At 68.5% G+C, this 26,160-nt stretch carries 25 protein-coding genes and 1 tRNA gene; 14 read left to right on the forward strand and 12 right to left on the reverse strand.

From position 1 onward, the window contains the following. Window positions 1-20: 20 nt before the first annotated feature. The 8 genes from STHE_RS02825 to fliP all read right to left on the reverse strand — a co-directional run bounded on the left by STHE_RS02825 (window position 21) and on the right by fliP (window position 7,524). Window positions 21-815, reverse strand: coding sequence for a FliA/WhiG family RNA polymerase sigma factor (locus STHE_RS02825; RefSeq protein ID WP_012871054.1), 795 nt, complete (start codon window positions 813-815; stop codon window positions 21-23). A 44-nt stretch (window positions 816-859) separates the two neighbouring features. Then, a complete protein-coding gene (locus tag STHE_RS02830) occupies window positions 860-1,063 on the reverse strand; it encodes a hypothetical protein (RefSeq protein WP_012871055.1) in 204 nt (67 codons plus the stop codon). Window positions 1,064-1,408: 345 nt separating this feature from the next. Next, window positions 1,409-2,485: a flagellar biosynthesis protein FlhF gene (locus STHE_RS02835; protein ID WP_012871057.1), complete on the reverse strand. Its 1,077-nt coding sequence runs from the start codon at window positions 2,483-2,485 to the stop codon at window positions 1,409-1,411. A 7-nt stretch (window positions 2,486-2,492) separates the two neighbouring features. Then, entirely contained in the window at window positions 2,493-4,559 is a 2,067-nt protein-coding gene (gene flhA, locus STHE_RS02840) for a flagellar biosynthesis protein FlhA (protein ID WP_012871058.1), read from the reverse strand. Continuing rightward, window positions 4,553-5,638, reverse strand: a complete 1,086-nt coding sequence (gene flhB / locus STHE_RS02845; protein ID WP_012871059.1) for a flagellar biosynthesis protein FlhB — start codon at window positions 5,636-5,638, stop codon at window positions 4,553-4,555. Before flhB ends, flhA begins: the two co-directional genes overlap by 7 nt. Before the next feature lie 13 nt (window positions 5,639-5,651). Next, the gene (gene fliR / locus STHE_RS02850; RefSeq protein WP_012871060.1) at window positions 5,652-6,434 is read right to left on the reverse strand and encodes a flagellar biosynthetic protein FliR; all 783 of its coding nucleotides are present in this window, start codon (window positions 6,432-6,434) and stop codon (window positions 5,652-5,654) included. 12 nt (window positions 6,435-6,446) lie between these two features. After that, on the reverse strand, window positions 6,447-6,716 hold the full coding sequence (fliQ, locus tag STHE_RS02855) for a flagellar biosynthesis protein FliQ (protein WP_012871061.1): 270 nt from the start codon (window positions 6,714-6,716) through the stop codon (window positions 6,447-6,449). Window positions 6,717-6,735: 19 nt separating this feature from the next. Then, on the reverse strand, window positions 6,736-7,524 hold the full coding sequence (fliP, locus tag STHE_RS02860; RefSeq protein ID WP_083776130.1) for a flagellar type III secretion system pore protein FliP: 789 nt from the start codon (window positions 7,522-7,524) through the stop codon (window positions 6,736-6,738). A 282-nt stretch (window positions 7,525-7,806) separates the two neighbouring features. Between fliP and STHE_RS02865 the strand changes: the two genes are divergently transcribed. The 7 genes from STHE_RS02865 (at window position 7,807) to STHE_RS02895 (ending at window position 12,496) form a co-directional block, all read left to right on the forward strand. After that, complete coding sequence (locus tag STHE_RS02865; RefSeq protein ID WP_012871063.1) at window positions 7,807-8,073, forward strand: flagellar FlbD family protein; 267 nt, start codon at window positions 7,807-7,809, stop codon at window positions 8,071-8,073. Window positions 8,074-8,078: 5 nt separating this feature from the next. Beyond that, window positions 8,079-8,885 carry a flagellar motor protein gene (locus STHE_RS02870; RefSeq protein WP_012871064.1) on the forward strand — a complete coding sequence of 269 codons (807 nt, stop codon included), beginning with the start codon at window positions 8,079-8,081 and terminating at the stop codon, window positions 8,883-8,885. Between the two features lie 6 nt (window positions 8,886-8,891). Next, window positions 8,892-9,593, forward strand: coding sequence for a flagellar motor protein MotB (locus STHE_RS02875; RefSeq protein ID WP_012871065.1), 702 nt, complete (start codon window positions 8,892-8,894; stop codon window positions 9,591-9,593). A 40-nt stretch (window positions 9,594-9,633) separates the two neighbouring features. Continuing rightward, window positions 9,634-10,185, forward strand: a complete 552-nt coding sequence (locus tag STHE_RS17735) for a flagellar basal body-associated FliL family protein (RefSeq protein WP_012871066.1) — start codon at window positions 9,634-9,636, stop codon at window positions 10,183-10,185. 60 nt (window positions 10,186-10,245) lie between these two features. Further along, on the forward strand, window positions 10,246-11,154 hold the full coding sequence (locus STHE_RS02885; protein WP_012871067.1) for a flagellar motor switch protein FliM: 909 nt from the start codon (window positions 10,246-10,248) through the stop codon (window positions 11,152-11,154). Window positions 11,155-11,175: 21 nt separating this feature from the next. Continuing rightward, window positions 11,176-11,610, forward strand: coding sequence for a flagellar motor switch protein FliN (gene fliN, locus STHE_RS02890; RefSeq protein ID WP_012871068.1), 435 nt, complete (start codon window positions 11,176-11,178; stop codon window positions 11,608-11,610). Window positions 11,611-11,800: 190 nt separating this feature from the next. Next, on the forward strand, window positions 11,801-12,496 hold the full coding sequence (locus STHE_RS02895) for a FliO/MopB family protein (protein ID WP_012871069.1): 696 nt from the start codon (window positions 11,801-11,803) through the stop codon (window positions 12,494-12,496). A 79-nt stretch (window positions 12,497-12,575) separates the two neighbouring features. Here STHE_RS02895 and STHE_RS17740 read toward each other — a convergent pair whose 3' ends face one another. Both STHE_RS17740 and STHE_RS18685 read right to left on the reverse strand, forming a co-directional pair. Further along, window positions 12,576-13,415, reverse strand: coding sequence for a class F sortase (locus STHE_RS17740; protein WP_012871070.1), 840 nt, complete (start codon window positions 13,413-13,415; stop codon window positions 12,576-12,578). A gap of 14 nt (window positions 13,416-13,429) precedes the next feature. After that, window positions 13,430-15,826: a choice-of-anchor Q domain-containing protein gene (locus STHE_RS18685; RefSeq protein ID WP_012871071.1), complete on the reverse strand. Its 2,397-nt coding sequence runs from the start codon at window positions 15,824-15,826 to the stop codon at window positions 13,430-13,432. A gap of 296 nt (window positions 15,827-16,122) precedes the next feature. Between STHE_RS18685 and STHE_RS02910 the strand changes: the two genes are divergently transcribed. Both STHE_RS02910 and STHE_RS02915 read left to right on the forward strand, forming a co-directional pair. Continuing rightward, the gene (locus tag STHE_RS02910) at window positions 16,123-16,569 is read left to right on the forward strand and encodes an SRPBCC family protein (RefSeq protein ID WP_041398756.1); all 447 of its coding nucleotides are present in this window, start codon (window positions 16,123-16,125) and stop codon (window positions 16,567-16,569) included. A gap of 36 nt (window positions 16,570-16,605) precedes the next feature. Then, a complete protein-coding gene (locus tag STHE_RS02915) occupies window positions 16,606-16,812 on the forward strand; it encodes a hypothetical protein (protein WP_041398758.1) in 207 nt (68 codons plus the stop codon). Between the two features lie 14 nt (window positions 16,813-16,826). On the opposite strand, the gene STHE_RS02920 is transcribed toward STHE_RS02915, so the two are convergent. Continuing rightward, entirely contained in the window at window positions 16,827-18,632 is a 1,806-nt protein-coding gene (locus tag STHE_RS02920; protein WP_012871074.1) for a DUF6909 family protein, read from the reverse strand. 71 nt (window positions 18,633-18,703) lie between these two features. Next, window positions 18,704-19,012: a hypothetical protein gene (locus tag STHE_RS02925; protein WP_012871075.1), complete on the reverse strand. Its 309-nt coding sequence runs from the start codon at window positions 19,010-19,012 to the stop codon at window positions 18,704-18,706. A gap of 90 nt (window positions 19,013-19,102) precedes the next feature. Here STHE_RS02925 and STHE_RS02930 point away from each other — a divergent pair. The 5 genes from STHE_RS02930 (at window position 19,103) to STHE_RS02950 (ending at window position 25,827) form a co-directional block, all read left to right on the forward strand. Next, window positions 19,103-19,185, forward strand: a tRNA-Leu gene (locus tag STHE_RS02930). Window positions 19,186-19,684: 499 nt separating this feature from the next. After that, window positions 19,685-20,800 (forward strand): NAD(P)/FAD-dependent oxidoreductase, encoded by a 1,116-nt coding sequence (locus STHE_RS02935; protein WP_012871076.1) that lies wholly within the window; start codon window positions 19,685-19,687, stop codon window positions 20,798-20,800. Window positions 20,801-20,873: 73 nt separating this feature from the next. Then, complete coding sequence (locus STHE_RS02940) at window positions 20,874-21,194, forward strand: (2Fe-2S)-binding protein (RefSeq protein ID WP_012871077.1); 321 nt, start codon at window positions 20,874-20,876, stop codon at window positions 21,192-21,194. A 3-nt stretch (window positions 21,195-21,197) separates the two neighbouring features. Further along, entirely contained in the window at window positions 21,198-22,616 is a 1,419-nt protein-coding gene (locus STHE_RS02945; protein ID WP_012871078.1) for an FAD/NAD(P)-dependent oxidoreductase, read from the forward strand. Window positions 22,617-22,722: 106 nt separating this feature from the next. Continuing rightward, window positions 22,723-25,827, forward strand: coding sequence for an AAA family ATPase (locus STHE_RS02950; RefSeq protein WP_012871079.1), 3,105 nt, complete (start codon window positions 22,723-22,725; stop codon window positions 25,825-25,827). Window positions 25,828-26,160: the final 333 nt, after the last annotated feature.

Below are 26,160 nucleotides of genomic sequence, written 5' to 3' on the forward strand. Positions count from 1 at the left end.
GTTCTGGTCAGTATCCCCCTTTAGGTGAGCACGTCGTCCGCGCTCATACCACCTTCGTGGAGCAAGGCGCGGAGTTGCAGCCGAGCGCGGCTCAGCAACTGACTCACCCGCGACTCGGTGATCCCCAGCACCTCGCTGATTTCCCGCAGCGTCAGCTCTTCGTAGTAATAGAGCGTCACAATCAAGCGGTCCCGCTCGGGCAGGCGCTCCAGCGCCGCGGCGAGACGGTGCACCAGATCGGACCGCACCGCGGCGTCGAGCGGCTCGGTCGCCTGGGCGTCGGGCAGGGTGTCCTCCAGCGTGCCCTCGCCGTCGCGGTCGGATTGCTGGAGCGGGAGAATCGCGCAGGCCGCGTCCTGGAGCGCCTGCCGGAAGGCGTCGATGGTCATGCCCAGGTGAGCCGCCACTTCCTCTTCGGGCGGCATACGGCCCGTCGCGGCGAAGATCTCCCGGTAGGCTTGCTCGATGGCGCGGGCCCGCTGCCGGGCGGTGCGTGGCACCAGGTCAAGGGTCCGCACGGCGTCGATGATTGCTCCACGGATGCGCTGGATGGCGAAAGTCTCGAACTTGACGCCGCGCTCCGGGTCGAAGCGGTCGATGGCCTCGATCAACCCGATGGTGCCGTACCCCAGCAGGTCGTCTCGGTCGAGCGTGGCGGTCAGCGCGACCCGCAACCGGTCCACCACGTACTTGACCAGGGGGGCATACTGCCGGATCAGCGCCTCGCGGGTGCTGCCGTCACGCTCGATGGCGTAGCGGCGCCACAGGGCTGTACCTGCTTCTGGGCTTCCCACAGTGATCGACGCGGTGCTCATCTCCGGCGTATCCCTCTATCTCGTGGTGTCACGGCGCGCGGACGCTAGTCGCCGGCCAGGGCTCCGTCGTGGTGCGTGCCCTGCTCGTCGGGGAGGGTGAAGTCGATCACACGCCCGCGGTCCTCCACCGGCTCGTCCTCGTCCTCCGAGCTTGGCTCTTCGGCCGGGGGCGGGGGAGCGATGACTTCGGTGATGAGCAGCCCAGCGCAGATGGTGATGGCGAGGGCTCCGGTGCTGGCGAGCAGCACTCACTCGATCGAGCGGGTCCGCACCAGGGTGATGATGTAGACGGTGAGGAAGACACCAACTGCCAGCAGGAAGATCTGCTCGCGTGTCCCCGGCTGGCGTCGGGGCTTCCACATATCTGGCCTCTCCTCCAGCCAATCCGTGCGACGCCCAGTGCCGCCCGGTTCGGCTGCCCGTGACGTCGCTGCTCCGGAGTTTCAACCCGATGCTACGGCAGGTCCGTTCAATCCAACATGGCCCGTCCGTCGCGGTTCTTCGGGGCCGGGCGTCATCAATGCCGACGGACCTCCGTACCGGTCTCAGACGGTGAGATGGTACGTACGTACTACGCATGGGCCACATCCGCGTCACTGCCGTACCAGCTCCCGTTGGTAGCGGTACTCCATGGCGCTGAGCAGCAGATCAGCCAGCGCAGCCGGGGAAGCGACCGCAATGTCGTCCGGCACGAGCGGCCCGGCACAGGTGTAGGTGAGCGGCAGCCGGGTCTGTTCGACCAACCCGATCACGGCGGGGGCGCGGCGCGTCTCGTCGAGCTTGGTCGCGATCAGGCCGGCCGGGTTGAGGAGGGCGAAGCGCTGACTCGCCGCGATCAACTCGTCGAAGTCGCCGGTCATGGCGAGCGTGAGATAGCAGGTGACCGGCGTGTTGCTGCCGATCAGGTTCCGCATCTCCCTCAGCATGGCGGCGTCGTAGGGGTTGCAGCCCGGGGTGTCGACCAGCACGAGGTCGGCCTCGGCCGTCTCCTCGAGTGCGTGGTCCAGGTCCTCGCGCGTGTAAACCGTATAGAAAGGAAGCTGCAGGATCTCAGCGAACGTCTTGAGCTGTGCGATGCCGCCCACACGGTAGGTGTCGGTGGTGACCAGGGCCACGCGGCGCCCGCGGGTGGCGCTGAAGATTGCGGCCAGCTTGGCGATGGTGGTGGTCTTCCCTACGCCGGACGGCCCGACCAGCGCGGCGACGACGCGCTCATGGCCCGTCCCGACCAGGTCCTCGGTGCTGATGCGTCGCTGGAGGACGTGGGTGACGGCCGCGTGCCGCCGAAGCGCCGAGCCCGCCCCGCAGGCCATCGCCAGGTCGCTCGCCAGGCGCTCGCTGACGCCGCACTGGCGGATGAAGTCGACGTCGAGGTCGTCCGGCCCCCAGGAACGTCCGATGTCGGACTCACCCGATGTACCGTTGGGCGCGCTGCCCGTGCGTGAGGCCCGGCGGCGCAGGGCGGCGAGCGCGTCAATACGCGGCAGCGGCCCGGTGCGGCCGTTGCCGGTCACGGGGAACTCTCCCGTCTGGCCGGTCGCGGCGACGATTTCCACCCCGCCATCAAAGGCGGAGCGACGCACCTCAAGGATGAGGGCGTCCGGGCCAAGCTCCTCCTTGGCCTGGCGGATGGCGTCCGTCACAGTCGCGGCACGAAACGTCTGACCCATGCTTCACCTACACCCGTACCATGCCGGCAGCGTGGACCTGCACGTTGGGCGCGATCTCCCGGTAGGAGAGGATGGTCAGGTTGGGCAGTGAGCGTTCGGTTGCGCGCCGCAGAGCCAGCCGAATCCCGGCCGGCACGAGCAGGATCGGCTGGCGACCAAGGCTGGCGACCCGCTCCATCTCGCGGGCGATTGCCGTCAAGAGACGCTGTAGCCACTCAGGGTCGAGCGAGAGTTGCGGCCCGGACTCGGTGGCCTGCAGGGAGTCGACCAGGTGAGACGATACCTCCGGCTGCAGGGTCAGGACGTAGAGGTCGCCCTCCGGCGTGGCGTAGCGGGCCGAGATGGCTGGCGCCAGGGCGGCGCGCACATGCTCCGCCAGGGTGGGCACGTCCTTGGTCGTCCGGGCATGGTTGCCGAGAGCCTCGAGCACGGTTACGAGGTCGCGGATCGAGATCCCCTCCCGCAGGAGGTGCTGGAGGACCTGCTGCACCTCGGCCAGGGAGAGCAGGTGCGGCACCAGCTCGTCGACCACCGCCGGGTGCTCCATCCGCACGCCGTCCAGCAGGCGCTGCACATCCTGCCGTCGCAGGATGTCCGCGGCGTGGGTGCGGATGACCTCGCTCAGGTGCGTGGTCACGACCGAGGCCGGGTCCACCACCGTGTAGCCCAGCGCCTCGGCGTGCATCCGCTGGCTCTCCGGGATCCACTTGGCCGCCAGCCCGAAGGCCGGCTCGCGGCCGTCGATCCCGTCGATCTCGCCGCTGACCCCGCCCGCGTTCATGGCCATGAGCCGGTCGGGGTAGACCTCTCCCGCGGCGACCTCGACCCCGCGCAGCTTGATGCGGTACTCGTTGGGGCGCAGTTGCAGGTTGTCCCGGATCCGGATGGTCGGCACCGTGATGCCGAGGTCGAGCGCGACCTGCCGCCGCACCAGCGTGATACGTTTCAGCAGCGTGCCGCCCTGCGCCTCGTCGACGAGCGGGATCAGGCCGTAGCCGATCTCCAGCTCCATCGGGTCGACGCGTAGCAGATCCATCATGTCCTCGTCGACGGGCGTCTCGGGCGGTGCCTCCTCGACCGGCGCGGTCCGCCCGTGCTGGCGCACGAGCTGGCTGGCGCCGAGCAGGGCGACCGCGATCACGAAGAAGGGCAGCTTGGGTAGGCCCGGGATCACGGCCAGCAGGAGGAGGAGCGCGCCGCCAATCGCCAGGGCGCGCGGATTCTTCAGGACCTGGCGCACCATATCGTGTCCCAGGTCGTGGTCCGAGGCCGACGCGCGGGTGACGATGATGCCGGTCGCGGTCGAGATGAGGAGGGCCGGGATCTGCGTGACCAGCCCGTCGCCCACGGTCAGCAGCGCGTAGGTGCGCAGCGCTTCGCCGATCGGCAGCCCACGCTGGAGCGCGCCGATAACGACCCCGCCGATGATGTTCACGATGATGATGAGGATCCCGGCGATGGCGTCGCCCTTGACGAACTTGCTAGCGCCGTCCATGGCGCCGTAGAAGTTGGCCTCGCGGGCGATCTGCTGCCGCCGTGCGCGGGCCTCGTCCTCCGTGATGAGCCCGGCGTTGAGGTCGGCGTCGATCGCCATTTGCTTGCCCGGCATGGCGTCGAGGGTGAAGCGGGCAGCCACTTCGGCCACGCGCCCGGCGCCGTTGGTGATGACCACAAACTGGATCACCACCAGGATCACGAAGACGACGATCCCGACGACGTAGTTGCCGCCGACGACGAACGACCCGAATGCCTCGATGACCTGCCCGGCGTCGCCCTGAAGCAGGATCAGTCGGGACGACGTGACGTTGAGGCCGAGGCGGAAGAGGGTTGCCAGAAGCAACAGCGACGGGAAGGCCGAGAACTGCAGCGGCTCCAGCAGGTAGATCGACACCAGCAGGATGGTGAGCGCCCCCGCGATGTTCAGCGTGATCAGCACGTCGACGATCGCGGGCGGGATGGGCACGATCATCATGGCGACGATCATGATGACGCCCACCGCCAGGACGACATCGCTGTACTGGGTGAGCCGCCGGAGACCGGTGGCCGGCGTGCTACTGCTCGCCGTCGTTACCATGTGCCTTGCTCACTCCCTGTGCCCCACGCCGGCCGCGTGCGCAGCCGGTAGACGTAGGCGATCACGTCCGCCACTGCCTCATAGAGTGCGACCGGGATTTCGGCCCCGACGTCCGCCATCCGGTAGAGCGCCTGGGCCAGCGGCTTGTTCTCGACGACCGGGACGGCGTGCTCCCGGGCGATCTGCTTGATGCGCTCGGCGGTCAGACCGCTGCCCTTGGCCACCACGACTGGCGCCGGCATGGTGCGCATCTCGTAGCGGATCGCGACGGCCAGGTGGGTCGGGTTGGTCACGACCACTGTGGCCTTTGGCACGGCGTGCATCATCCGCCCGCGCGCCAGTTGCCGCTGGAGCTGGCGGATACGCGATTTCAGCTCCGGATTGCCTTCGATCTGGCGCAGCTCCTCGCGCAGTTCCTGGCGGGTCATGCGGAGCCGCCGCTCGTATTCCCAGCGCTGGAAGGCGTAGTCGGCCAGGGCCAGGATGAAGAAGGCGCCGGCCGCGCGCAGACCGACCTTGACCAGCGTCCGTCCGACCGCTTCGGCGATGCTCACCGGATGGGCGCCGGTCAGTGACGCGAAGTGGGCGACCTCGGCCCGCAGCACCGGGTAGGTCAGCGCCGCGATGATGACCAGCTTGACCAGTGCCTTGAACGTCTCGAACGCGCCCCGGCGGGAGAAGATGCGCTTGAGGCCGGCGGCGGGGTTGATCCGCTTGAAGTCGGGTTTGAGCGCGGCCAGGGCGAAGACGGGGCCGGTCTGGGCCACCCCTGCCGCGATGCCGACCACCAGAACCACCGCCACGAGCGGGCCGACCACCCGGGCGAATACCATGCCTGACTCCCAGGCCAGGTTCTGGATGGCGAGCGGGGTAAGGTCACTCGGGCTCAACCCGCCGAAGGTTCCGCGGAAATACCCGGTGAGCGCGCCGGCCGCCTGACCGCCGTACCACTGGAGGAACGCGAGCGCGCCGAGCAGCCCAGCCGCAGCGCTCAGTTCGGCGCTGCGCGGCACGTCGCCCTGGCGTCGGGCGTCTTGTCGCCGCTTAGGTGTCGCGCGTTCCGTGCGCTCCTCGGCCATCCTCGCCCTCCACCTACCGCGCCACCGCGCCGGCCCGGCCGATCGCCTCGATCACGCCGTCGGTGACCATGGGTGCCAGGACCCGGATCAGGAACGGAAGGGTCAAGAGCAGCACGGCGAAGCCGGCGAAGATCTTGACCGGCAACCCGACGAAGAAGACGTTCATCTGCGGCACCATGCGGTTGAGCACGCCGAGGCAGGCGTCGACGGCGAGCAGAGTCCCGGCGACCGGCAGCCCGATGCGCAAGGCATCGACAAACATGAGACTCGCGAGGGCGATGATAGCCGTCCCGGCGTTGTCGGCGAGGGCGGCGCTCCCGATCGGCACGGTCTGGAAACTACGATGCAGCGCCATCAACACCAGGTGATGCCCGTTGGCGCTGAAGAAGACGAGGGCAGCGGCCACGAGATAGAAGGTGTTGAGCGGCGTCCCCTGCAGGTCGAGCGACGGGTTGAACACCCCGCTCAGGTTGAGCCCGATCTGGGCGCCGACCAGGCTGGCGGCCATCTCGATCGCGCCGAAGACGACGGCGATGCCAAAGCCCATCAACAGGCCGAGGAGGAACTCGCGCGCCAGCCCCACCGTGAAGCTCGCCGGGTCGGTCAGCGTCTCGGTGCCGGGCCGGGTGAACGGCACCAATACCAGCGACAATGCCAGCGCCGCGAGGACCTTGATCGCCGGGGGCACGCTGCGGCCGGCGAAGCCGGGCATGAACATCAGCATGGTGCCGATGCGGGTCACCATCAGCAGGAAGACAGCGATCGATTGAGGGACGAGCGGCGACGCGATCGTCATCCGGGTCCTCCCTCAGCGGGCCAACTGCGGCAGCAGCGTCAGCAGCCGCACGGTGAAGCGCACGAGCTGATCGGCCATCCAGGGCCCGGCGACCAGCAGCACGACGAACATCACGACCATCTTCGGCACGAAGGTCAGAGTGGCCTCGTTCACCTGGGTCACCGCCTGGAAGATGCTGACGACCAGACCGACGACCAGTGCGGCGAGCAGCAACGGGGCCAGGACCAGCAGCAGCGTGGCAATCGAGTCGCGCGTCAGCTCCAGGACCAGCATCTCGCTCATGCGCCGTCTCCTCGCCCGCTCATTGGAAGCTCATGACGAGCGACCGGACGATCAGGTCCCAGCCGTCGACCATCACGAACAGGAGCACTTTGAACGGAAGCGAGACGATGACCGGCGGCAGCATGATCATGCCCATCGACATCAGCGCGCTCGAGACGATCATGTCGATGATGAGGAAGGGGATGAAGATCACGAACCCCATCTGGAAGGCGGTCTTCAGCTCACTGACGATGAAGGAGGGCACCAGGACCCAGGTCGGGACATCGTCCGGCGTCCGCGGGCGCGGCTGCTGGCCGAGCTGCATGAAGAGGGCGAGGTCGCGTTCGCGCGTCTGGCGCAGCATGAACTCGCGCAATGGGCGAACGGCGCGGTCCATCGCCTCCGCCTGCGCGATCTCGCCGGCCAGGTAGGGCTGGAGCGCGGTGCGGTTCACCTCCTGCCAGACGGGCGCCATGATGAAGATGGTCAGGAACAGCGCCAGACCCAGCAGCACCTGGTTCGGCGGGAGCTGAGGGACGCCGATCGCGTTGCGTGCGAAGGAGAGGACGATGATGACCCGCGTGAACGAGGTGACCATCATCAACAGGGTCGGCAGAAGCGCCAGGAAGGTAAGAAGGACGAACAACTCCAGCCCCGAGTTGACGGTCCCGGCGCTGCCGGTAGCTGCCCCGCCGGAGTCGATGCGCAGTTGCGCGTCGCCCAATTGTGCGTCGGCGGTGCAGGAGGGAAGCCAGAGGATGGCACTCGCGAGCAGAGCAAACAGAGCAGCGCGGCGCCGAGGCCGCGCTCCCCGCGGCGCGCTTGCCATGATGCGGGAGTTCTCGTGGACGCGGTCGCTGAGCACGACTGGCATCCTCCTGAAAAGACGCTGATGTGCCAGATGCAATTCGTTGCGCACTCGTCGGCACGGCACGGTATCCGTACGACCACAGTGTACGTACATCGGGCAAGGATTGCAAGTGCCTGAGAGTCCTACATGGGGCCATCGTCAATTGGGACTATCTTCCGGTTGTGAGGGGTGAACGGACACTCCTAGAATGGCGCAGCAAGGCCGGGGCGCATCCCGCCCCGCTGAGGAGATGGGGTGTGTATGGTCACGGTCACGCGGCTTGACGGCTCCGTTGTCGTTCTCAACGCCGAACTCATCGAGTCGATCGAGGCGGTGCCCGACACGGTCATCACCCTGGTGAACCACCGCAAAGTGGTCGTCCGCGAACCGGCGGAGGTGGTGGTCGAGCGGGTCCTGGCGTACCAGCGGGCCGTCCGGGGGCCGGAGCAGGTGACGATGGGCACCGGGACTGGAGACGTGTCGCCAGCCGTTGAGCGGGCGGCGGACCTGGTCCCGCAGGAGCGGTAATAATCATGGATCTGGCGACGATTATCGGTCTCATCCTCGGCGTCGCGGCGCTGGTGGTGGCCTTCATCCTGGAGGGCGGGCACCTGACGTCGCTCCTCGGCATCACCGCCTTCATGATCGTCTTCGGTGGGACCTTCGGCGCCACCATCGCCAGCCACTCGCTCGACGACGCGAAGCGCATCCCCAGTCTGATACTCCGCGCGTTCAAGGCGCCGCCTGACCGCCGCCGCATGCTGATCGACGAGCTGGTCACGCTGGCTGAGGTGGCGCGGCGCGACGGCCTGCTCGCATTGGAGGACCGCGTCATCGATGACCCCTTCCTCCAGCGCGCCGTGACGCTGGTCGTCGACGGGACCGACCCGGAGGTCACCCGCGCGGTCCTCGAGAGCGACATCGAGGCCATGGAGGCACGCCACGCCCGCGGGTACGGGATGTTTTCGACCATGGGCGGCTTCGCTCCGACGATGGGCATCATCGGCACGGTGATGGGCCTCATCCACGTCCTGTCCAACCTCAGCTCGCCGGACGAACTCGGCCCGGCCATCGCGGTCGCCTTCCTGGCTACGCTCTACGGTGTCGCCTCGGCCAACCTGATCTGGATTCCGATTGGGAACAAGCTGAAGTACCGCAGCCAACAGGAGGCGGACGAGCGCTGGATCGTGGTCGAGGGCGTCATGGGCTTGCAGGCCGGCGACAACCCGCGGGTGCTGCGGGAGAAGCTGACGGCGACGCTGCCGCCCGCCGAGCGCGCCGCCGGTGCATCGGCAGCGGTGCCGGCTGCGGCGCGGGCGATGGCGGAAGGGGGCGAGTAGGTCGGCATGGCCCGGCGTCGGCACGAACACGCGGGAGAAGCATCGAGCGAGCGGTGGCTCGTCACGTACGCCGATCTCATTACGCTGCTGCTCGTCTTCTTCGTGGTGATGTACTCGATCTCCAAGGCCGACTCGGCGAAGTTTCAGCGCTTCAGCACCTCGGTGCAGCAGGCTTTCCGCGTCGATGTGATGGAGCCGGGGCAGCCGCTGGGACCGGCGCTGGCGGAGCAGGACTTCCGCTTCATGAGCTTCCTGGCCATCAGGGCGCAGATCGCGTCACTGGTGCAGCGCTACGACCTGGGGCTCGATGCGGCTGACGTGGAATTGACCCAGGAGGGGATCGTGATCCACCTGGCGGAGTCCGTGCTCTTCCCGCCGGGCGAGGTGCAACTTCGCCCGGAGGCACACCGCGTGCTGGCCGACATCGCCGCCATCATCGGTCCGATGCCCTTCCCGGTGCGGGTAGAGGGCCACACCGACAACGTTCCGCCCGCCAATCCGAACTACCCCGACAACTGGGCGCTCTCGACCATGCGAGCGGTCAGCACGGTGCGCTTCCTCTCTGACGTGCAGGGCGTGCCAGCGGAGCGGCTGGTGGCCGTCGGCTACGCCGAGCATCGGCCGCGTGCCGACAACCGCACGTTAGAAGGGCGCCGGAAGAACCGGCGAGTGGACCTGGTCATCGTTCAGCCGGGCTCCAACGAGTAACGCGGCTGGCGAGGGGGTGGCGAATCAGATGGACGCAGGAATGCAGAGCGGTGATGTGGCGCAGGGCATGAACAAGCGGCTGCTCCTCGTGTTCGGCGGGGTCGGCGCCCTGATCGTGGTCGCCCTGGTGGGGGCGGTGTTTGTGCTCCCGAGCCTGGTGCCGGGCGGGATCAGCATCCAACTCGGTAACGGAAACACCACTGAGACGTTGTCGGTGCCGCCGCCGACGGGGGTTGATGTGGGAGTTCCGGTCACGCTCGGGGAGCGCGTGGTCAATCTCGCCGATCCGGGCGGTTTCCGGTATCTTAAGACGGAGATCGTTCTCAGCTTGCACGTGCCCGGCGTCGTGGGGTCCGAACTCTCGACCGAGGAGCTCGAGAAGGAGCAGGCGACCCTCAATGCCCGGCTCGAGCCGATTAAGCCGCAGATCCAGGATATCCTCACCTCCGTGCTGACGGCCAAGACGGTCGCGGAGGTCACGACCCCGGAGGGGAAAGAGGTGCTGCGCGAGCAGTTGATCGAGAGCCTGCAGCCGCTCCTGCGGCACCACCAGATCACCGGGCTGTACTTCGCCCAGTTCGTGATCCAGTAGCAGGCTCCCCGCCGCTCGTCGTGTCGCCGGACCGTGACGCGGACAGGAGGCTGTCCAATCGTGTCGGGCTCACCGGTGCCCTACAATTTCCGCCGACCGGACAAGTTTTCCAAGGATCACCTGCGCTCGATCCAGGCGATCCAGGAGGGCTTCGGGCGCTTCGCCGGTAACTTCCTGGCCTCCAAGGTGCGCGCTGCCGTCCATGTCTCCCTCGTCCATGTGGAGCAGTCGACGCTGGGGGAGTTCCTCGACGGCCTGCCCTTCCCGACGACCCTCTTCATCAGCCCGCTCGACCCGCTCGTCGGGCAGGCCGTTATGCAGATCGACATGAACCTCGCGTTCCTCGTCATCGACCGCATGCTCGGCGGGCCTGGCGATTCGACCCCGGCGCCGCGGGCCGGTGCCTCCGTCACCGAGATCGAGATGCTTCTGCTGGAGGAGCTGGGGCAGGGGTTGTTCGCCGAGTTCGTGAACGCGTGGGCGCAGGTGACGTCGCTCCGTGCACCGCACTGCGAAGTGGCCCTGGGCGCCATGCAGGTTCAGGGGCTCCTCCCCACCGAGATCGCGCTGGTGATCCGGCATGAGGTGCGGATGGAGGGGGCGACCGGGCGCTTGACGATCTGCCTGCCGGCGTCGATGCTGGAACCGATCCTTCCACGGCTGAACGCCCGGCTCTTGTTCGCCAACCCGCGCGCCGGGGTCGGGGAGCAACTGGAGCGCGATCTGGCGGCCCAACTGGAACGGGTGTCGCTGGCGGTCCGGGTCGAGCTGGGACGAGTCACCGTTCGGGTGGCCGACTTGCTCCAGGTCGAAGTAGGGGACGTGATCCGGCTCGACACCGCGGCCGACAGCGCACTGCCGGTGCTGGTGGAGGATCGGGTCCGCTTCCTCGGGCAGCCGGGCCAGATTGCCGGGCAACTGGCGGTACGCATTGTCGAGCGCGTCACGGACGACACCGTCGTCCCGTAGGTGGAGAGGAAAGGCCCAGGAATGAGCGACACACCGCCCGAGCGCTCCGGCGCGACCGGATCGGTTAGCTGGCAGTCGTTCGACCGCCCGGAAGGGACGGGCGAGACAGCGGCTCCGGGCGAGCAGGCCGGGGGTGAGGCCGCCAGCGTGCACCCGGCTGCCTTCATGGCGCTGAGCCAGGAGACCCAGAGCGGTGGACCGCAGAGCATCGAGTTCCTGCGCGACGTCGAGGTCGAACTGACGGCCGAGTTGGGCACGGCCCGGATGCAGATCAAGCACATCCTCGGACTGCGCCCCGGCTCGGTGGTCGAGCTCAACCGGCTGGCAGGCGAGCCGGTGGACATCATGGTCAACAAGACGCTCATCGCGCGGGGCGAGGTCGTGGTGGTCGACGAGAAGTTCGCCGTCCGGGTCGTCGAGATCGTCCCACCTGAGCGCCGCCTGGGCAGCGGGTGAGCGCAGTCACCCGCGTGCGGACTCGTCCGCGCAGCGTGACGCGAGTGTGCGCGGTGCTGGCGGACCACGCAGGCCATGATCCTCAGTTACATTACATGGCGCACCAACGGTGCGTGCGGGCGTGTCCTGGCCGTACGCACACCAGTCCGATGACCCGCGCCGCTGGCGGGTATCGAGGAGGAGCAGGGCGATGTGGCAGTGGCGGCAGTCTCCGGGTGGAGCGCAACAGGGGCCGCGTGGGGGCGGCCGTTCGGCCCGCCTCTGGTTCGCTGTGGCCGGGCTGCTGATCGTCGGCTACCTCGTCGTCCAGGCGCTTGGTCTTCTGAGTCCCGACGGGTCCGCGAACGGCACGGTGGGCACGCCGTCGGACACCACCGGCTACCTGGCGCAGGGCTACGCGCAGCTCGAGCAAGACGCCGCCGCGACCACGTCCGGATCCTTCTGGAGCCTGTGGGTCGGCATGATCATCCCGCTGGCGATCGTGCTCGTCGCGGCCTACGCCATCCTGCGCGGCTTGCGCTACCTGAACACACGTGTGGCGGCACCGATCAGCAGTGGACGGGTGCTGGAGTCGATCGACTCGCTGAGCCTTGGCGCACAAGGGACCGTGCATCTGGTCCGGGTCGGGGAGCGGGTGATCGTCGTCGGCGCCAGCGGGCAGCAGCTCTCGTTCCTGACCGAGTTGAGCCCGGACGACGCGGCCGCGGTCCTCGCCGCACACCGAGCGGGTGCCGGTGCCGACCCACTGGCGACGCGGGGTGTCCTGCACTCGTTCCAGGGCATCCTCGCCGGTCGGCTCGCGCAGCCGCCGTCCGGCGACTCCACGCCCGGCGACGTGCCTGTCACGACCCCACCGGACACCTCATCTCACCAGCCTGCACGCTGAGACGGCAGCCGCGGGGTTGCGAGAGGACGCAGCCCGCGCAAAACGCGTCTGTACCGTCTACTCCGGACGCGTCGGTGATTCAGGCCACTCGCTCGGCGCGGACGACGAGGCGGTCCTCGTACCGGCCGATGGTGCGGTCGAACACTCCGGCGCAGGTGATGAGCGTGATCGACTCGGTCGGCGTTGGGCCGACGATCTGGGCGACTGGGGCGGTCGCCTCACGATAGACCGTCTTGCTCACCACCTGGTATTGGTACGTTGTCCCGTCGGTGAGGACAACCTCGATCACGTTCCCCACGTCGATTGAGGGGAGATCCCAAAAGACGGCAGGTCCGGTGCCGGGGAAGTCGAGGTGCCCGGAGAAGACCGCGTTGCCGGGCCGACCGGGGAAGCTGGTGAAGTGGTACCAGGCGACCTCGTGCGGCTGCTCTGGTGCCTGCATCACCCGGTGGGCGTCGAGCCCTTTGACCACCACGGGCGCGTCGACTCCGAGGTCAGGGATAACGAGCCGCGCGATCCCGGCATCGCTCGGGCCGGGTGAGTCGGGCGCGTCGCCGGGTTCGTCGGCGATCGCGACGGGAGACGGCGCTGCGGGCGTCGGCGTCGGCCGGCCCGGCGCGATGGTGTAGATGGTAGCCCGCGTGCTCTCAGGTGCGGCTGCCTGGTGGGCCGACCCATGCCGGTCGGCGGCGGTCAGCCAGGTCACGGCCTGGAATGCGCCGAAGGCCAGCACCGCTGCAAGCAGCCCGGCGGTGATGAGGATTGCCGCGGCCGCGAGTGGGGATGAGGGGCCGGTCGCCAGCCGATCGCGCCAGCCGGCCGTGGTGGCCGCAGCGCCGATCGTCGGAAGCGGGGCCGTGCGCTGCACGGCCGGATGGCTCGCGGTGCGGTGTGCCCGCGCCGAGCGACGTTGTTGCATCCGTCCCCCCCTCGCTACCGGCCGCCGGTGTTGGGCAGCCGGATGTCGTTTCCGGGTGCCGGAGTCGGCGTCGCCGTCGGCAATGGCGTGGGCGTGAACGTCGGCCAGGGCGTGACCGTCGGGAACGGGGTCGGTGCTGGCGTGGCCGTCGGAGTCGGCGTGGGCTGCGGACTGGGCGACGGTGTTGTCGCAGGCGTGGCGCTCGGCGTGACGCTCGGCTCGGCGTCCGGCGTTGCAGCCGGGGTCGCGGTCGCCCCGGGCGTTGCGGTCGGCGTGGCCGCCGTCTGCTGCGCCTCGACCGCGCCGATGTCGCAGCCGTCTCCCTGGGGACGGGTCACGTGCCGCTGGTCCTCTGCCGGGCAGTTCGCCGGATCCCCGGCGTCGATGGCGGCACTCCCGGGGCCGAGCGCATGCGTCGCGGTCGCGCCCCCGTTCTGCTGGAGCGGACCGAGCACGGCCTGGGCAAGGGTGCGGTCGCCGGTCTGGCCCAGCCCGCAGGTGTCAGTGTCCTCCAGATTGAAGCCGAGCGAGGTGACCGGCCCGGTGCAGTTCGCACTGACGAGGCTGTGGGCGATGATCGTACTGCCGAGGGTGAGCGTGCCGCCCTCATTCGCCAGGTTGCCGCCGGCGCGTGCGCTGTTGTAGGCGATCGTCACATTGCGCACGGTCGTGTCGCCGCCGGTTCCTGTGTAGATGCCACCACCTGCGCTGGCTCCGACGTTCCCGCTCACGGTGGCGTTGGTCAGCGTGGCAATACCTCGGTTCGCGAGCCCGCTCCCGTTGGTCGCGGCCGTATTCCCGCTCAGCGTCGAGAACGCCACGCGGACCTCCCCGGCGCTGGCGATCCCGCCGCCCTCGCCCGCGCGGGCGATGTTGTCGGCCACCGTCGTGTCGCGCAGCGTCACGGTCGCACCTTGGGCGTTGTGGACGCCACCGCCGTCGACCTCCGCGATGTTGGTGGCAAGCAGTACCCCGTCGAGCGCCATCGTGCCGGTGTTGCTTACTCCGCCGCCGGAGCCGGTCGCGCGGTTCCCGCGGAGGGTGACGGCCGTCAGGTCGGCCGTACCGGTGTTGGCGACGCCGCCGCCGGCCGCTGCCGCGTTTGAATCGACCGTGGTGTCGTCGGCGAGAGTGAGCGTGCCCTCGTTCGCGATCCCGCCCCCGTTGCCGGCCTCGGCGACGTTGCGGCTGACCGTCCCTCCGGTGAGGGAGAGGGTGCCCAGGTTCAGGATGCCCCCGCCGGGGCCGGTGCGAGCGGTGTTGTCGACCACCGTCGTATCGGCAATCTCCATGGTCGCGCCGTCGGCGAGAATGCCCCCGGCTCGGACCGCCGCAAGGTTGCCGCTCACGATGCTGCTGGAGAGCGTCAGCGCGCCACCGGCGATTCCGCCGCCTTCGTCCGCGCTGTTGTCGCTGACGGTGATCCCGGTCAGGTCAACGCTGCCTCCGACGGTGGCCAGCCCGCCGCCGGTGCGTGCCCGGTTGCTCGTGATGCTGGTATCTGCGACGGTGAGCGTGCCTCCCTGGTTGCGGACTGCCCCGCCAGAGGCGCCCGCTTCGTTCCCGGTCAACCCGCTCTGATCCGCGATCCGCACGGTGCCGCCGTCGTTAGACAACCCGCCGCCGTCGATGCCGGCAACGTTGCCGTTGACGTTGCTGTGAGTGAGCGTGACCACACCTGCGGCTGCGTTGGCGATGCCGCCGCCGTTGCCATCAGTCGAGTTCTGCTGGACAAGGCTGCGGTTCACGGTCAACTCACCAGCGTTGGCGATACCGCCGCCGTTGCCGCCCGCGGCACGGCTCCGCATCACCGCGCTGCTGGTCAGGGTGGCGGTGCCGCCGTTGAAGATGCCGCCGCCCGCGCCTCCCGCAACGTTGTCCTCGACCGTGACGTTCACCAGCGCCAGCGTGCCCTGGTTCAGGATCGCCCCGCCGTCCGCGGCGACCTGGCCGGTCGTGTCACCACCGCGCGTCGTCAGGTTGTTGAGTTCGAGCGAAGCGCCCGCGTGGACGTGGAACACCCGGTCGATCCCGGCGGCATCGATGAACGTCCGACCCGCGCCGGCACCGGTGATGGTGAGGGTGTCGGTGATATCAAGGTCGCCGGTGGCCGCCGCATCTTCTCCGGTCCCGGTCAGTGAGAGCGTGAACGTGCCCTGAGGCAGCGCGATCACCGCCGCACCGGCTGCAGCGTTGGCCTCCTGGATCGCCGCGCGCAGCGTGCAAACGCCGTTACCCGGGGCCGTCTCGCAGGTGCCGTCCCCCGGCGCGGCGTCGGCGACGTCACCGAAGTCGGTCACGGTGTAGGTCACCGCTCGCGTCTGGTTGACCACGGCGAGGCCGAAGCCGGTCGCAAGGCCGAGGGCGACCGACAGGACCAGCAGCCTCCGGAACCCGAGCAGCTTCAGCATGGGCAGCGCATCCTCCGAGTGACACCCCGGCAGCTCAGCGGGTGCCGGGTATATTCGCGACCGATGCGAAGAGATCGGGCCGATGGGCAACGGATGAGGGGGAGACGGGCCACGCATCTCGTCCGCATCGAATGTACGTACACGTGTTCGCCTGGGTCAATGCGGGCCGATCGCCCACAAGTCCCTATTGGGGTGGGACGGCGGTCCCGCCGGCCGGTGGCCTGGGCACGGCCGGTGCGCATGATGCGGCTACGCCGGAGATGGGGCACAATGGTTTCAGCGATGGAACCGGGTACATGAAGGGGGACCAGGCGATGGAGTACAGTGGGCAGGGCAGGGTCGCGGCCACCCCGCAGGCGGTGTGGGACTTCCTCACCGATCCGAACCGCTACGGTGCGTGCGCGGACGGCTTCAAGAACGTCAAGGTGGTCGACGACCGCCGCTTCACCTTTGAGCTCCACGCCTATGGTCAGCGGCTCAAGTGCGAAGGAACCTGGCTGGAGCGGGATGCTCCGCGGCGCGCCGTGATGCAGATCCAGGGCGGCGACTTCTTTGGCAAGGCCAAGCTCGTCAACACCGTCGAGTTGGAGCCAGATGGTGACGGCACTCTGGTCCGCTGGCACGCCGACGTGAACCTCAGCGGCGTGATCGCCATGGTCGTCGGCGACCGGATCGGGCCGATGGTCGAGCGAATCAACCAGTCGGTGCTTGCCTGTGTCGAGCGGGAGGTGGCGACCGGGTAGCCGCTCGTCGCCCCGCTGCGGGAGGGGAGAATGCGCATGCGTGGTGAACATATCCTTCGCCTGGCGCTGGCAGGTCTCGTCGTGGGGGGTGTGGTGCGTTGGTATCGTCGCCGCACGCCCCGGCCGGTGCCTGTCGCACCGACCCTCAATGCCGAGGATGAGTTGCACGACGTTGTCGAAGAGGCGTCGAAGGGGTCGTTCCCAGCCAGCGACCCGCCTGGCTGGATTCGCATCCAGACCTAGTCCGCGCTACACCACTAATCGCGCCGTGGCTCCGCCGGGCGGAGGATCCCCGTCTGCTCGAACACCCGGCGGACGATCGCGAGCGTCGATGCGTACGTCGAGTCCATCCCGTAGTAGGAGAGCCCACGGGCGCCGAGTGTCTTCGCGCGCGTGTACGGCGTGTCTGACGCGTAGTGGATGATGCCCAGGTCGATCGGGATCTCGGCCAGATTCACGTGCTCCCTCTGCCCGTGCCGGGTCAGGAAGGTGTCCTCGTAGAGCGCGCTCAGGTACGGCCCGGCCTCCATCTCCACCACGGTGTAGTTCTCGCGGTAGAAGAAGTCGAGGTACTCGCGGTTCTGCAGGTAGGTGCCGAGTACGGTCACGGCCCGCTGATGGTCGAGCGCTGAACCGTAGACCAGAAACGGTGTCAGGTCCTCAACGCCGAAGCAGTTGCGCAGCCAATAGGTGTTGCCGCTGTGCTCGTCGAAGACCACGTCGGGGATCATCACGTCGCCGATGCGGGCGTTGAGCGTGGCCGCTTTCCCGAGGATGTAGACGCCCTTGATCTGGTGGGTGCTCATCGCGATGCGCGAGAAGATATGGTACGCGGCCATTCCGAGCGGGTAGTTGATGTTGATCACGACCGCATCGGAGGTTTCCGGCCGCAGCTCCCCGAGCGCGCGCAGGCGTGGGTCAAAGTCCTCCGGCTGGAGGCGATTCAGCTCAATGATCTGGACCGCGACATCCACCCCTGCTTCCGGCTCGATCGTCGTGATGCCGCGCTCCTCCTCCTCGGCGTTTCGGGCGGCCCGCTCCTCCGGGTGCGAGCCGTAGTAGAGCCGTGCGGTGTAGTAGAGGAAGTTGTCCCAGTTGCTGCGGCTGGTCCCGGCCTGCATGGCCCGGAGCTCCGGCAGCAGCTCGCGATTCTCGGTCTCCTCAACGAAGCGGACGAGCTGGTCCCGTCGGCGGCGAGCGGTGCCGGAGAGGATGTTGACGATGCTGTGGGTGTTGGACGAGATGAAGTAGATCGGCCGGTCGATCAGCTCGCGCTCCAGCAGTACCTTCTCGATCGGTGTCCACCAGCGGTGAGTCGTCCGAGCGTAACCGACGTACGTGCCGCCGAGCATCTGGAGTGTGAGCCGCTTCTTGTCGCGCGCCACCAGCTCGAGGTTCTCCCACAGCCGGTCACCCCAGGCTCCCGCCAGGCGCTCCCAGTCGTTCGGGGCGATCATCAACCGCTCGCGCACTTCGTCCTCGACCTGCGGCGCCACCTTCCCGTCGGAACCCGCCGCCTCAGCAATCAGCGATCGCAGGCGGTCATCGCCGGCGATGATCCCGTGCATCTTGTTCCACTCGATCTGCCACGCGACGATGGTCGGTACCAGATCGTCGAGGTCCGAGGCCGAGGCGACGAACGCGGCCAGCACCGCCTTACCGTCGTACCACCAGCGCCGCCGCCGGCCCGGCGCGGTCACGCGTTCCCACTTCTCCAGGTCCGGGTAGCCCGCGCGGGCAAAGTTGTAGGCCGACTGCCCCAGCACGATGTGCTGGACCTGGACCATGCTCGCCGGGAGCCGGAGGGTGCTGTACATGAATGCGTTCATGTCCGGCGCCACCTCCTGGGCACCGGCGTGGAGGCTCGATTGGATATTCAGGTGGGCCGGCTCCAGCGTTTCAACCTTGATCGGCCCCGAGCTCTGGAGGAGCGTGTTGTAGGTGCGGACGTAGAGGTCGACCTCCCGCTTCCCGGCCGTATGCACCGGGGCATGCGCGTCGGTTCGGTGGCTCACCGAATCCTGCCCGATCGCCTGCTCGCCCCTGACGTGATCGCTTGCCATCCGCGACCCCCTCTCGGCCATCGCCCCCTGACTCGTCACGAACCCATCGGCGGCGGGACGTCTGTGCCGCCTCACCTGCTGCGTGCTCGCACGGCCACGTCGAACGCCACTAGCATCAACCCGAAGAGCGCCGCGGCCAGGAAGACCAGTCCTCCCCACGGGAATGACCGGGACACCCCGGTGCCGAACCCCGCCACGCTCACCACGAGCAGCGCCCAGCCGGCCGCCCCGGCCCAGCGACCCTGGCGGCCGTAGAGGTAGCCCACGATGGGCAGATAGAGTGCCAGGATGATCACCAACGCGATCGCGGTCGACGACAGAGCGCACCCTCCTTCGGAGTCGTGAGCCGGATCGGCGCCAGCAGCACATCGTGGCGGCATTGTAGGCACCACCCCGTTGCGCCCGCAAACTTGCCAAGCGTGCGAGTGGCCGCATAGGCCCGAGAGCACGTATACTTAGGCGAGCACCGCGCCGAAGTGGCGGAATGGCAGACGCGGCGGTCTCAAAAACCGCTGCCCGCAAGGGCGTGTGGGTTCGACTCCCACCTTCGGCACCCCCAGAATTCCTTATCCGGCGCGGAAATCGAAGAGGACCGGCCGTTAGGCCGGCCCTCGCTCCTCGGTTGACCCCAACGCTGACCACAACCGGGCTTGCCGATCCCCAGCACGGCGACCATCGTGGCCGCCGCTTCGGCATGGAACGTCGGAAACAGGTGCGAGTAGGTGTCGAGGGCCAAGGTGATGATGGCGTGCCCCACCATCTCCGAGACGACCTCCGGATGGGTGCCGCGTGCCAGAAGCAAGATCGCGCAGGTGTGGCGCAGATCGTGGATCTTGTTTGACGGCTCTGTATCACTGGGTTATCGTCGCGGCGGAACTGTTGGCTTAGGCGATCGGTTGGGAAGGATGTCGGCGGGATGCCTGCCGCCGGCTGCCGGTTCGGTCGTGGGTGCTGGCCTCCGAATTCGGGTTTGGGGATCGGCGGGCTCGGTACCTGGCTCTGGACCGGACGGGTTCCCGGGGCGGTGACGTGATGGATGCAGGGGCAGCGGGATGCTGGTAGCTGATGCCTTGCCACGACGGGCGGATGTCGTGGTGATCGGGGCCGGGGTGTTCGGTGCGGCGACGGCGTTCCACCTGGCGGAGGCGGGGGTGGATGTGGTCGTCGTCGAACGCGGCGACTTCTGCAGTGAGGCCTCGGGTGCCAACGTCGGCCTCGTGTCCCTGTCCCCCAGGCCTCCCGGACTAATGGCCGATCTGTGCCGGCATGCCACCGACCTGTACGAGGCGCTGAGTGATCGCCTGGGCCGGGAGGTCCATTTCCAGCCCACCGGGGTGATTCGGGTGGGGATGACGGAGGAGTCCCTCGCCGATGTGATCGACTGGGCCGAGCGGCAGCGGTCGGTGGGGATCGAGGTCGATGTCTTGTCCGGCGAGGAGCTTCGGGAGCTTGAGCCGCTGCTGCCGGAGGGGGTGCTTGGGGGGTGCCACACGCCACGGGGTGGCTTCGTGTCTCCCTTCGCGGTGGTGGCCGGGTATCTCGAGCGGGCGCGGGAGTTGGGAGCGACGCTGGTACCCATGACCACGGTCACGGGGATCACCGTCCGGGGCGGACGGGTGGTCAGCGTCGACACGACCCGTGGGCGGATCGAGACGGACGCCGTCGTCAATGCGGCCGGTGCCTGGGCGGGTGAGGTCAGCGCGATGGTGGGGCTCCACACGCCGATCACTCCAATCCGCGGGCAGGTGTTGGTCACCGAGCCGATCGCCGGCTTGCCGCATCGCGTGGTGATGGGGATCTCCCCGTCGATCCGGAGTACGTGGGCTGCGAACGGAATCATCGGGAGCATCCAGGAGGATGCGGGCTTCGAGAAGCGGGTGACCCTGGCAGTGATGCGGGACTTTGCCCGGGGGATCACCGAGATGTACCCGCACCTGCGGGAGGTGCAGGTGATCCGGGCGTGGTCGGGTTTGCGGCCCAAGACGCCAGACCAGATGCTGATCCTCGGCGAATCGGAGCAGGTGCCCGGGTTCGTGGTAGCCACGGGTGGGTTCGACATCGGGATGATGCTCGGCCCGGCGGTTGGGGAGGTCGTGGCTGATGTGGTGCTGGGGAGAACACCCCGGTTTGACCTGACACCAGCTCGACTGGACCGCTTTGCCGCGTGAGGCGTTGCGGAGTCGGTCGTCACGGAATCCGAGGGGGCGAGTGACCCTCCCAGGGGCTCATGGAGGAGGTTGGATGGGCGCGCGAGTCGGCGATGGTTACCCCGAGAACCCTGCTCACGAGAGCACGTTCACCTTCTCCTGGAACGGGCAGGAAGTTCGCGCGCACCGCGGCGCGACGATCCTTGGTGCGTTGCTCGCGAGCGGACATCGCGTGCTTCGGACGACGCGCATTGCGGGCGAGCCGCGTGGTCCGCTGTGCGGCATTGGCGTGTGCTACGAGTGTCTGGTGACCGTGGATGGGAAGCCGAACCGGCGTGCCTGTGTCACAGCGGCGAAGCCCGGCATGGTCGTGACATCCGGCGCGGTCGCGCGCGCGGACCGAACGGAGTCGTGAGCCATGGCGCCGAACCAGGTGGTGACCATTGTCGGTGCCGGGCCGGCGGGGATCGCGGCCGCGCTGACGCTCGCGGAGTACGGCGTCCCGGCGATCCTCATCGATGAAGCCGAGCACATCGGCGGGCAGTACTACAAGCACTTCGGCGTGGCACCGGGATCAAGCCGTGGTCGTGAGCTGGACCAGTTGCGCCAGCAGGGGCGCGAACGGCTCACGGCGCTGGAGCGTTCACCGGTCGAGGTGCGGCTCGGGACGACGGTCTGGGGCTTCTTCGAACCGAATCGGCTGGCGCTGGTGGCTGACGACCAGGTGGAGGTGCTGGAGGCACCGAGCGTCCTGATCGCGACGGGAGCGATCGAGCGCGTCGCGGCGTTTCCGGGGTGGACGCTGCCCGGGGTGATGACCGCCGGAGCCGCGCAGCGCGTGCTCAGCCACGACGGGGTTCTGCCGGGGCGGCGGTTCGTTCTCGCCGGGACTGGCCCGCTCCTCCTCGCCATTGCCACCCAGATTGTGGAGGCCGGCGGGGATGTCGCTGCCGTGGTCGACTGTGTGGGGCTCACGGCGCCAGTGCGCGGGCTGCGGCATGCCCAGGCGGTGGTTGGCCAGCCTCGTCGTCTCCGGCAATGGGCGGAGTACCGCCGTGCCCTCCGCCGGGCGGGCGTTCCGTACTTCCACGACTACACGGTGGTGGAAGCCCGCGGCGAGGGTGAACTCCGTGAGGTGGTCATCGCGGGGAAGGATGCCGAGTGGAACATCCGGCCGGAGACCAGGCAGGTGCTCGAGGCCGATACGCTCTGCGTGCACTTCGGATTCACGGCGTCCACGGAGCTGGCGCAGCTAGCGGGATGCGCGCTCGCGTTCGCGCGTGAGCGAGGCGGCTGGTATGTGGCGCATGACGATGGGATGCGTGCCAGCCTGCCGGGGTTCTACGTGGCGGGGCAGGTGAGCGGCATCGGTGGGGCCGATCTCGCCGAAGCGACCGGTGCGCTGGCGGGCCTGACGATCGCGTACGACCGGGGGGTGATCAGTGCGGAGGTGTACCACCGGGAGACGCGGCCGCTGCGACGCACGATCCGGCAGGGTCGGGCCTTTGCCCGGATGCTCAACGAGGTGTACACCCCACCCGCTGCGATTGCGCGGCTGGTCGAGCCGACCACAGTGCTGTGCCGCTGCGAAGAGGTCGCATCGAGCCAGGTCGATCAGGCGGTCTCGGCTGGCGTGACCACGTTGAACGGACTCAAGCGGCGCACGCGGTGTGGGATGGGCTTCTGCCAGGGGCGGGTATGTTCGCAGGTGCTGGGGAGTTACCTGGAGCATCGGTATGGTGTGGCGCCGGAAGAAGCCGGGGTCTTCAACGCGCGCGTCCCGCTGAAGCCGGTGCCGCTGGGCGCGCTCGCGACCATCCCGGACGATGAGACGTAGCGAGGCCACCGCAACCTGCCGCGAACCGCTCCACTCGGCGAGGATCGCCAGGGTATAATCGTCTGGACCACGGCATCGAACCGACCGTACGACCGGGGCCGAGTTGATGAGCGATGGCGGACACGCGCCCGGTTCCACCGATTTCGATGGCAGCGAATGGCTGACCCTGCCGGCCGTTGCCCGCCACTTTGGGGTGTCCACGCACACAATCCGCCGCTGGATCCACGACGGCAGGCTGCCCGCCGAGAAGCGGGTGGGGCGGTTCGGCGAGCAGTTTTTCGTGCCATCAGCCGCGCTGGAGCGAGCCCGGGACCCGGCCCCGGAGCCGGAGCGTGGCGCTCCGTGGGGCGGTCCGGGCCCTGGTCGGCAACTCATCGGGCGGCGGGCGGAGTTCGACCGGCTGCGCGCCGCGATCGAGGGGCGCGGCGGCGTGGTTCTGGTCGCGGGCGACGCGGGCGTCGGGAAAACGGTGTTGGTCGAGGCGCTGGGGTACGAGGCCATAGCGACGGGTGTGCAGGTGATGGGCGCCCGCTGCTTCGAGTTGGACGGCACCCCGCCCTACGGCCCCTGGCTCGAGATGTTCCGCCCAGACCGGGCACCGCCGGACTTGCCCGTCCCGGCCCCGGCGCTCTCGGTCAAGGATGCGCTCGAAGCGGTCGCGGGACGGCGGAAACTGCACGATCAGGTCCTGTCGTTCTTAGTCGAACTCTCGCGCCACCGGCCGGTGCTGCTGCTCCTCGGAGACATGCACTGGGCGGACGAAGAGTCGATTCACCTCGTCCGGCACCTCGGTCGCCAGATTCGCCGGCGACCGATCCTGATCGTCGTGACCTACCGCCACGTCGAGCTGCGGCCGGACGAACCCCTCTACCGGCTTCTCCCCCATGTGCTGCGGGAGACCGAGGCCGAGCGCATCACGCTGCGCGAGTGGGACCGGGACGACGTCGCCGAGCTCGTCACGGCGCGCTACCAGCTCTCCGCGGCGGACCAGGATCGGCTGGTCACCTTTCTGTTGAACTCGTCCGAAGGCAATCCCTTCTTCATCAACGAGTTGCTCCAGTCGCTGGAGGATGAGGCGGTGCTCCGGCTGACTGATGAGGGATGGATTCTCGGTGAGCTGAGCGGTGTCCGGGTACCGCCTTTGCTCCGCCAGCTTATCGACGAACGGCTCGAGCGTCTCGCGCCCGAGGCACGCCACCTGTTGCAGGCCGCCGCGGTCATCGGGGAGGAGATCCCGATCGATGTCTGGCAGGCCGTGACGGAGGTAAGCGATGAGGCGCTGGCCGACGTGATCGAGCAGGCGCTGGCGGTCCGGGTGATGGTCGAGATGCCGCAGGACCCCGTCCTCCGGTTCCGCCACAAGCTCTTCCGCCAGTCGCTGTACGAGCACATGATCCTGCTCCGCCGCCGCTCGTGGCACCGGCGGATCGCGGAGGTGCTCGCTGCGGAGGCCAACCCTGACCCTGACGTTGTGGCCCGGCATTTCTCAGAGGCCGGTGACCCGCGGGCGGCCGAGTGGGTGATCGCGTCGGGCCGGCGGGCGGCCGGCGCATTTGCGCTCGCGGTGACGGCTGCGCGGTTCGAGAAGGCGCTGGCGATCCTGGAAGGGGACGATCAACGCCAACGGGAGCGGGCGTGGCTGCTCTGCGAGCTTGCCGAGGCGTACCGCTTTACGGACCCGCAGCGAGCGATCGCGTATCTCGACACCGCCCAGCGCATCGCCGACGAACTCGGCGACGAGGGGTTGCAGACCGTCATTCCCTACTGCAAAGCTCGCGTGCGCACGCTGGAAGCGCGGAACGCGTTCGCCGAACTGCGCGAGAGCTGGCGGGGCATCGAGGGATTGCCCGAGTCGACCCGGCATGTTCTTGCAGGCTCTCCGCTCGCCTACGCCGTCAGCCGAGCCACGTACGCACAGGTCCTTGCCCACTACGGTGCCTATGGTCCGGCGCTCGAGCACGCCGAGCGGTTCCTGGAGGAGTCGCCCTCGGCCGACCCGCGGGAGCAGGGCACAGCCTACTTCGCCATCGGGCTGGCCAACGCCGGTCTGGCCCGGCCGAGCGAGGCGAGGGCGGCCTTCGACCGCGCCCGAACCTTCTTCCGGCAGACCGAGACATACCACATGGTCGGGGCGACCTACGACTGGGAGCTCGATCTGGTACTCCAGGTCTACTATCCCGATCGTGTCGAAGAGCGGCGCCGGCTCTTGGATGACGCCGCCCGGGCGTGGCGCCACTCCGTTTTTGGCGCGTTGGTGCTGATGGGTTCCTTCCCGACGATGATCGACTCGCTCCTGCTCGAAGGTCGCTGGGAAGAGGCGCGTGCCAGCGCTACGGCGTTCCTCAGCGCCAACGCCCAACCGCTCGGGATGCGGCGGATTCTGGCCGATCTCGACCGGCGGCAGGGGGACACGGCCCGCGCCTGGGCACGCATCGCCGAGGCGCTGCCCGACGGCCCGGACACCGAGCCGCCACTGAACCACTTCCCCTACGGTCTGCGCCTGATCGGCGTCGCCGCCGAGCTCGCCCTTGACGACGGCGACCTCGACTGGGCCCGGCGGTGGATTCTGGCGCTGGAGCGCTGGCTGGAATGGAGCGACATCGTGGTGGGCCGGGCGGCTCCGGACCACCTCTGGGCGCGGTACGACGCAGCGCAGGGGGATCTCGATCGAGCCTGGCAGCACCAGCGCGAGGGACTGCGGCGCGCGAGCAACCCACGGCAACCGCTCGCGATGCTCACCGCGCACCGGACGCTGGCACGCCTGGCGACCCTGCGCCGGGATTTCCCGACGGCCCGCCAGCACCTCGCCGGGGCGGAGCGTTTGGCGACTTCGTTTGAGGCGCCCTATGTGCTTGCGCTTGTTCAGGTCACCCACGCGGAATTGCTGCTTGCGTCTGGCCGCGGCCACGAGGCAGGCGGCCTACTGGCCGCCGCACGTGCGACAGCTGAGGAACTCGGGGCCAAGCCGCTGCTCGCTGTGATCGACCACCTGGAGCCACGACCCACGGCCGTGCCCGGCGGGCTCTCTGCCCGCGAGATTGAGGTTCTCCGCCTCGTCGCCGAGGGGTTGACCGATGCCGAAGTCGCCGAGCGGCTCTCGATCAGCCCTCGCACGGTGGGCGGGCACCTCCAGTCGATCTACAACAAGCTCGGCATCTCCTCCCGCACCGCCGCAACCTCCTTCGCCCACAAGTTCGGGCTGGTGCGATAACGACCGCACTGCCCGGCGTATCACGGCTTCCAGGCCCTCGTGGCGGGTTGCGTGTCCCGCCTGCGCGGTCCTGCAGATGCCATCCCGAGAGGAGCGAAGGATGACAGCCCACCCGCCTTGCGTTCGCCCGCGTTCGGTCTCAGCCCGCCGCATGATCAGCACGCGGCGGGCCGCGCACTGACCCCTGCGCAGGGGGGAAACAGGTAATGCTCACGGTGGCGGGAGAGGCCGTCTGGTCTATTGTCGGGTACAGGGAAGCGCCTCGGCGTGATGTCCGGCAGCGGACGATGGGCGCCTCGCCTGAGGGGTGAGGACGCTCCCGGAGTCGTCCGA

It is taken from the genome of Sphaerobacter thermophilus DSM 20745 (assembly GCF_000024985.1).
Lineage (GTDB): Bacteria > Chloroflexota > Chloroflexia > Thermomicrobiales > Thermomicrobiaceae > Sphaerobacter > Sphaerobacter thermophilus.

Coding starts and splice junctions, on each gene's coding strand:
- STHE_RS02825 (WP_012871054.1), bottom strand. CDS start 815: ATGAGCACCGCGTCGATCACTGTGGGAAGCCCAGAAGCAGGTACAGCC.
- STHE_RS02835 (WP_012871057.1), bottom strand. CDS start 2,485: ATGGGTCAGACGTTTCGTGCCGCGACTGTGACGGACGCCATCCGCCAG.
- flhA (WP_012871058.1), bottom strand. CDS start 4,559: ATGGTAACGACGGCGAGCAGTAGCACGCCGGCCACCGGTCTCCGGCGG.
- flhB (WP_012871059.1), bottom strand. CDS start 5,638: ATGGCCGAGGAGCGCACGGAACGCGCGACACCTAAGCGGCGACAAGAC.
- fliR (WP_012871060.1), bottom strand. CDS start 6,434: ATGACGATCGCGTCGCCGCTCGTCCCTCAATCGATCGCTGTCTTCCTG.
- fliQ (WP_012871061.1), bottom strand. CDS start 6,716: ATGAGCGAGATGCTGGTCCTGGAGCTGACGCGCGACTCGATTGCCACG.
- fliP (WP_083776130.1), bottom strand. CDS start 7,524: ATGGCAAGCGCGCCGCGGGGAGCGCGGCCTCGGCGCCGCGCTGCTCTG.
- STHE_RS02865 (WP_012871063.1), top strand. CDS start 7,807: ATGGTCACGGTCACGCGGCTTGACGGCTCCGTTGTCGTTCTCAACGCC.
- STHE_RS02870 (WP_012871064.1), top strand. CDS start 8,079: ATGGATCTGGCGACGATTATCGGTCTCATCCTCGGCGTCGCGGCGCTG.
- STHE_RS02875 (WP_012871065.1), top strand. CDS start 8,892: ATGGCCCGGCGTCGGCACGAACACGCGGGAGAAGCATCGAGCGAGCGG.
- STHE_RS17735 (WP_012871066.1), top strand. CDS start 9,634: ATGCAGAGCGGTGATGTGGCGCAGGGCATGAACAAGCGGCTGCTCCTC.
- fliN (WP_012871068.1), top strand. CDS start 11,176: ATGAGCGACACACCGCCCGAGCGCTCCGGCGCGACCGGATCGGTTAGC.
- STHE_RS02895 (WP_012871069.1), top strand. CDS start 11,801: ATGTGGCAGTGGCGGCAGTCTCCGGGTGGAGCGCAACAGGGGCCGCGT.
- STHE_RS17740 (WP_012871070.1), bottom strand. CDS start 13,415: ATGCAACAACGTCGCTCGGCGCGGGCACACCGCACCGCGAGCCATCCG.
- STHE_RS18685 (WP_012871071.1), bottom strand. CDS start 15,826: ATGCTGAAGCTGCTCGGGTTCCGGAGGCTGCTGGTCCTGTCGGTCGCC.
- STHE_RS02910 (WP_041398756.1), top strand. CDS start 16,123: ATGAAGGGGGACCAGGCGATGGAGTACAGTGGGCAGGGCAGGGTCGCG.
- STHE_RS02915 (WP_041398758.1), top strand. CDS start 16,606: ATGCGTGGTGAACATATCCTTCGCCTGGCGCTGGCAGGTCTCGTCGTG.
- STHE_RS02920 (WP_012871074.1), bottom strand. CDS start 18,632: ATGGCAAGCGATCACGTCAGGGGCGAGCAGGCGATCGGGCAGGATTCG.
- STHE_RS02925 (WP_012871075.1), bottom strand. CDS start 19,012: ATGCCGCCACGATGTGCTGCTGGCGCCGATCCGGCTCACGACTCCGAA.
- STHE_RS02935 (WP_012871076.1), top strand. CDS start 19,685: ATGCTGGTAGCTGATGCCTTGCCACGACGGGCGGATGTCGTGGTGATC.
- STHE_RS02940 (WP_012871077.1), top strand. CDS start 20,874: ATGGGCGCGCGAGTCGGCGATGGTTACCCCGAGAACCCTGCTCACGAG.
- STHE_RS02945 (WP_012871078.1), top strand. CDS start 21,198: ATGGCGCCGAACCAGGTGGTGACCATTGTCGGTGCCGGGCCGGCGGGG.
- STHE_RS02950 (WP_012871079.1), top strand. CDS start 22,723: ATGAGCGATGGCGGACACGCGCCCGGTTCCACCGATTTCGATGGCAGC.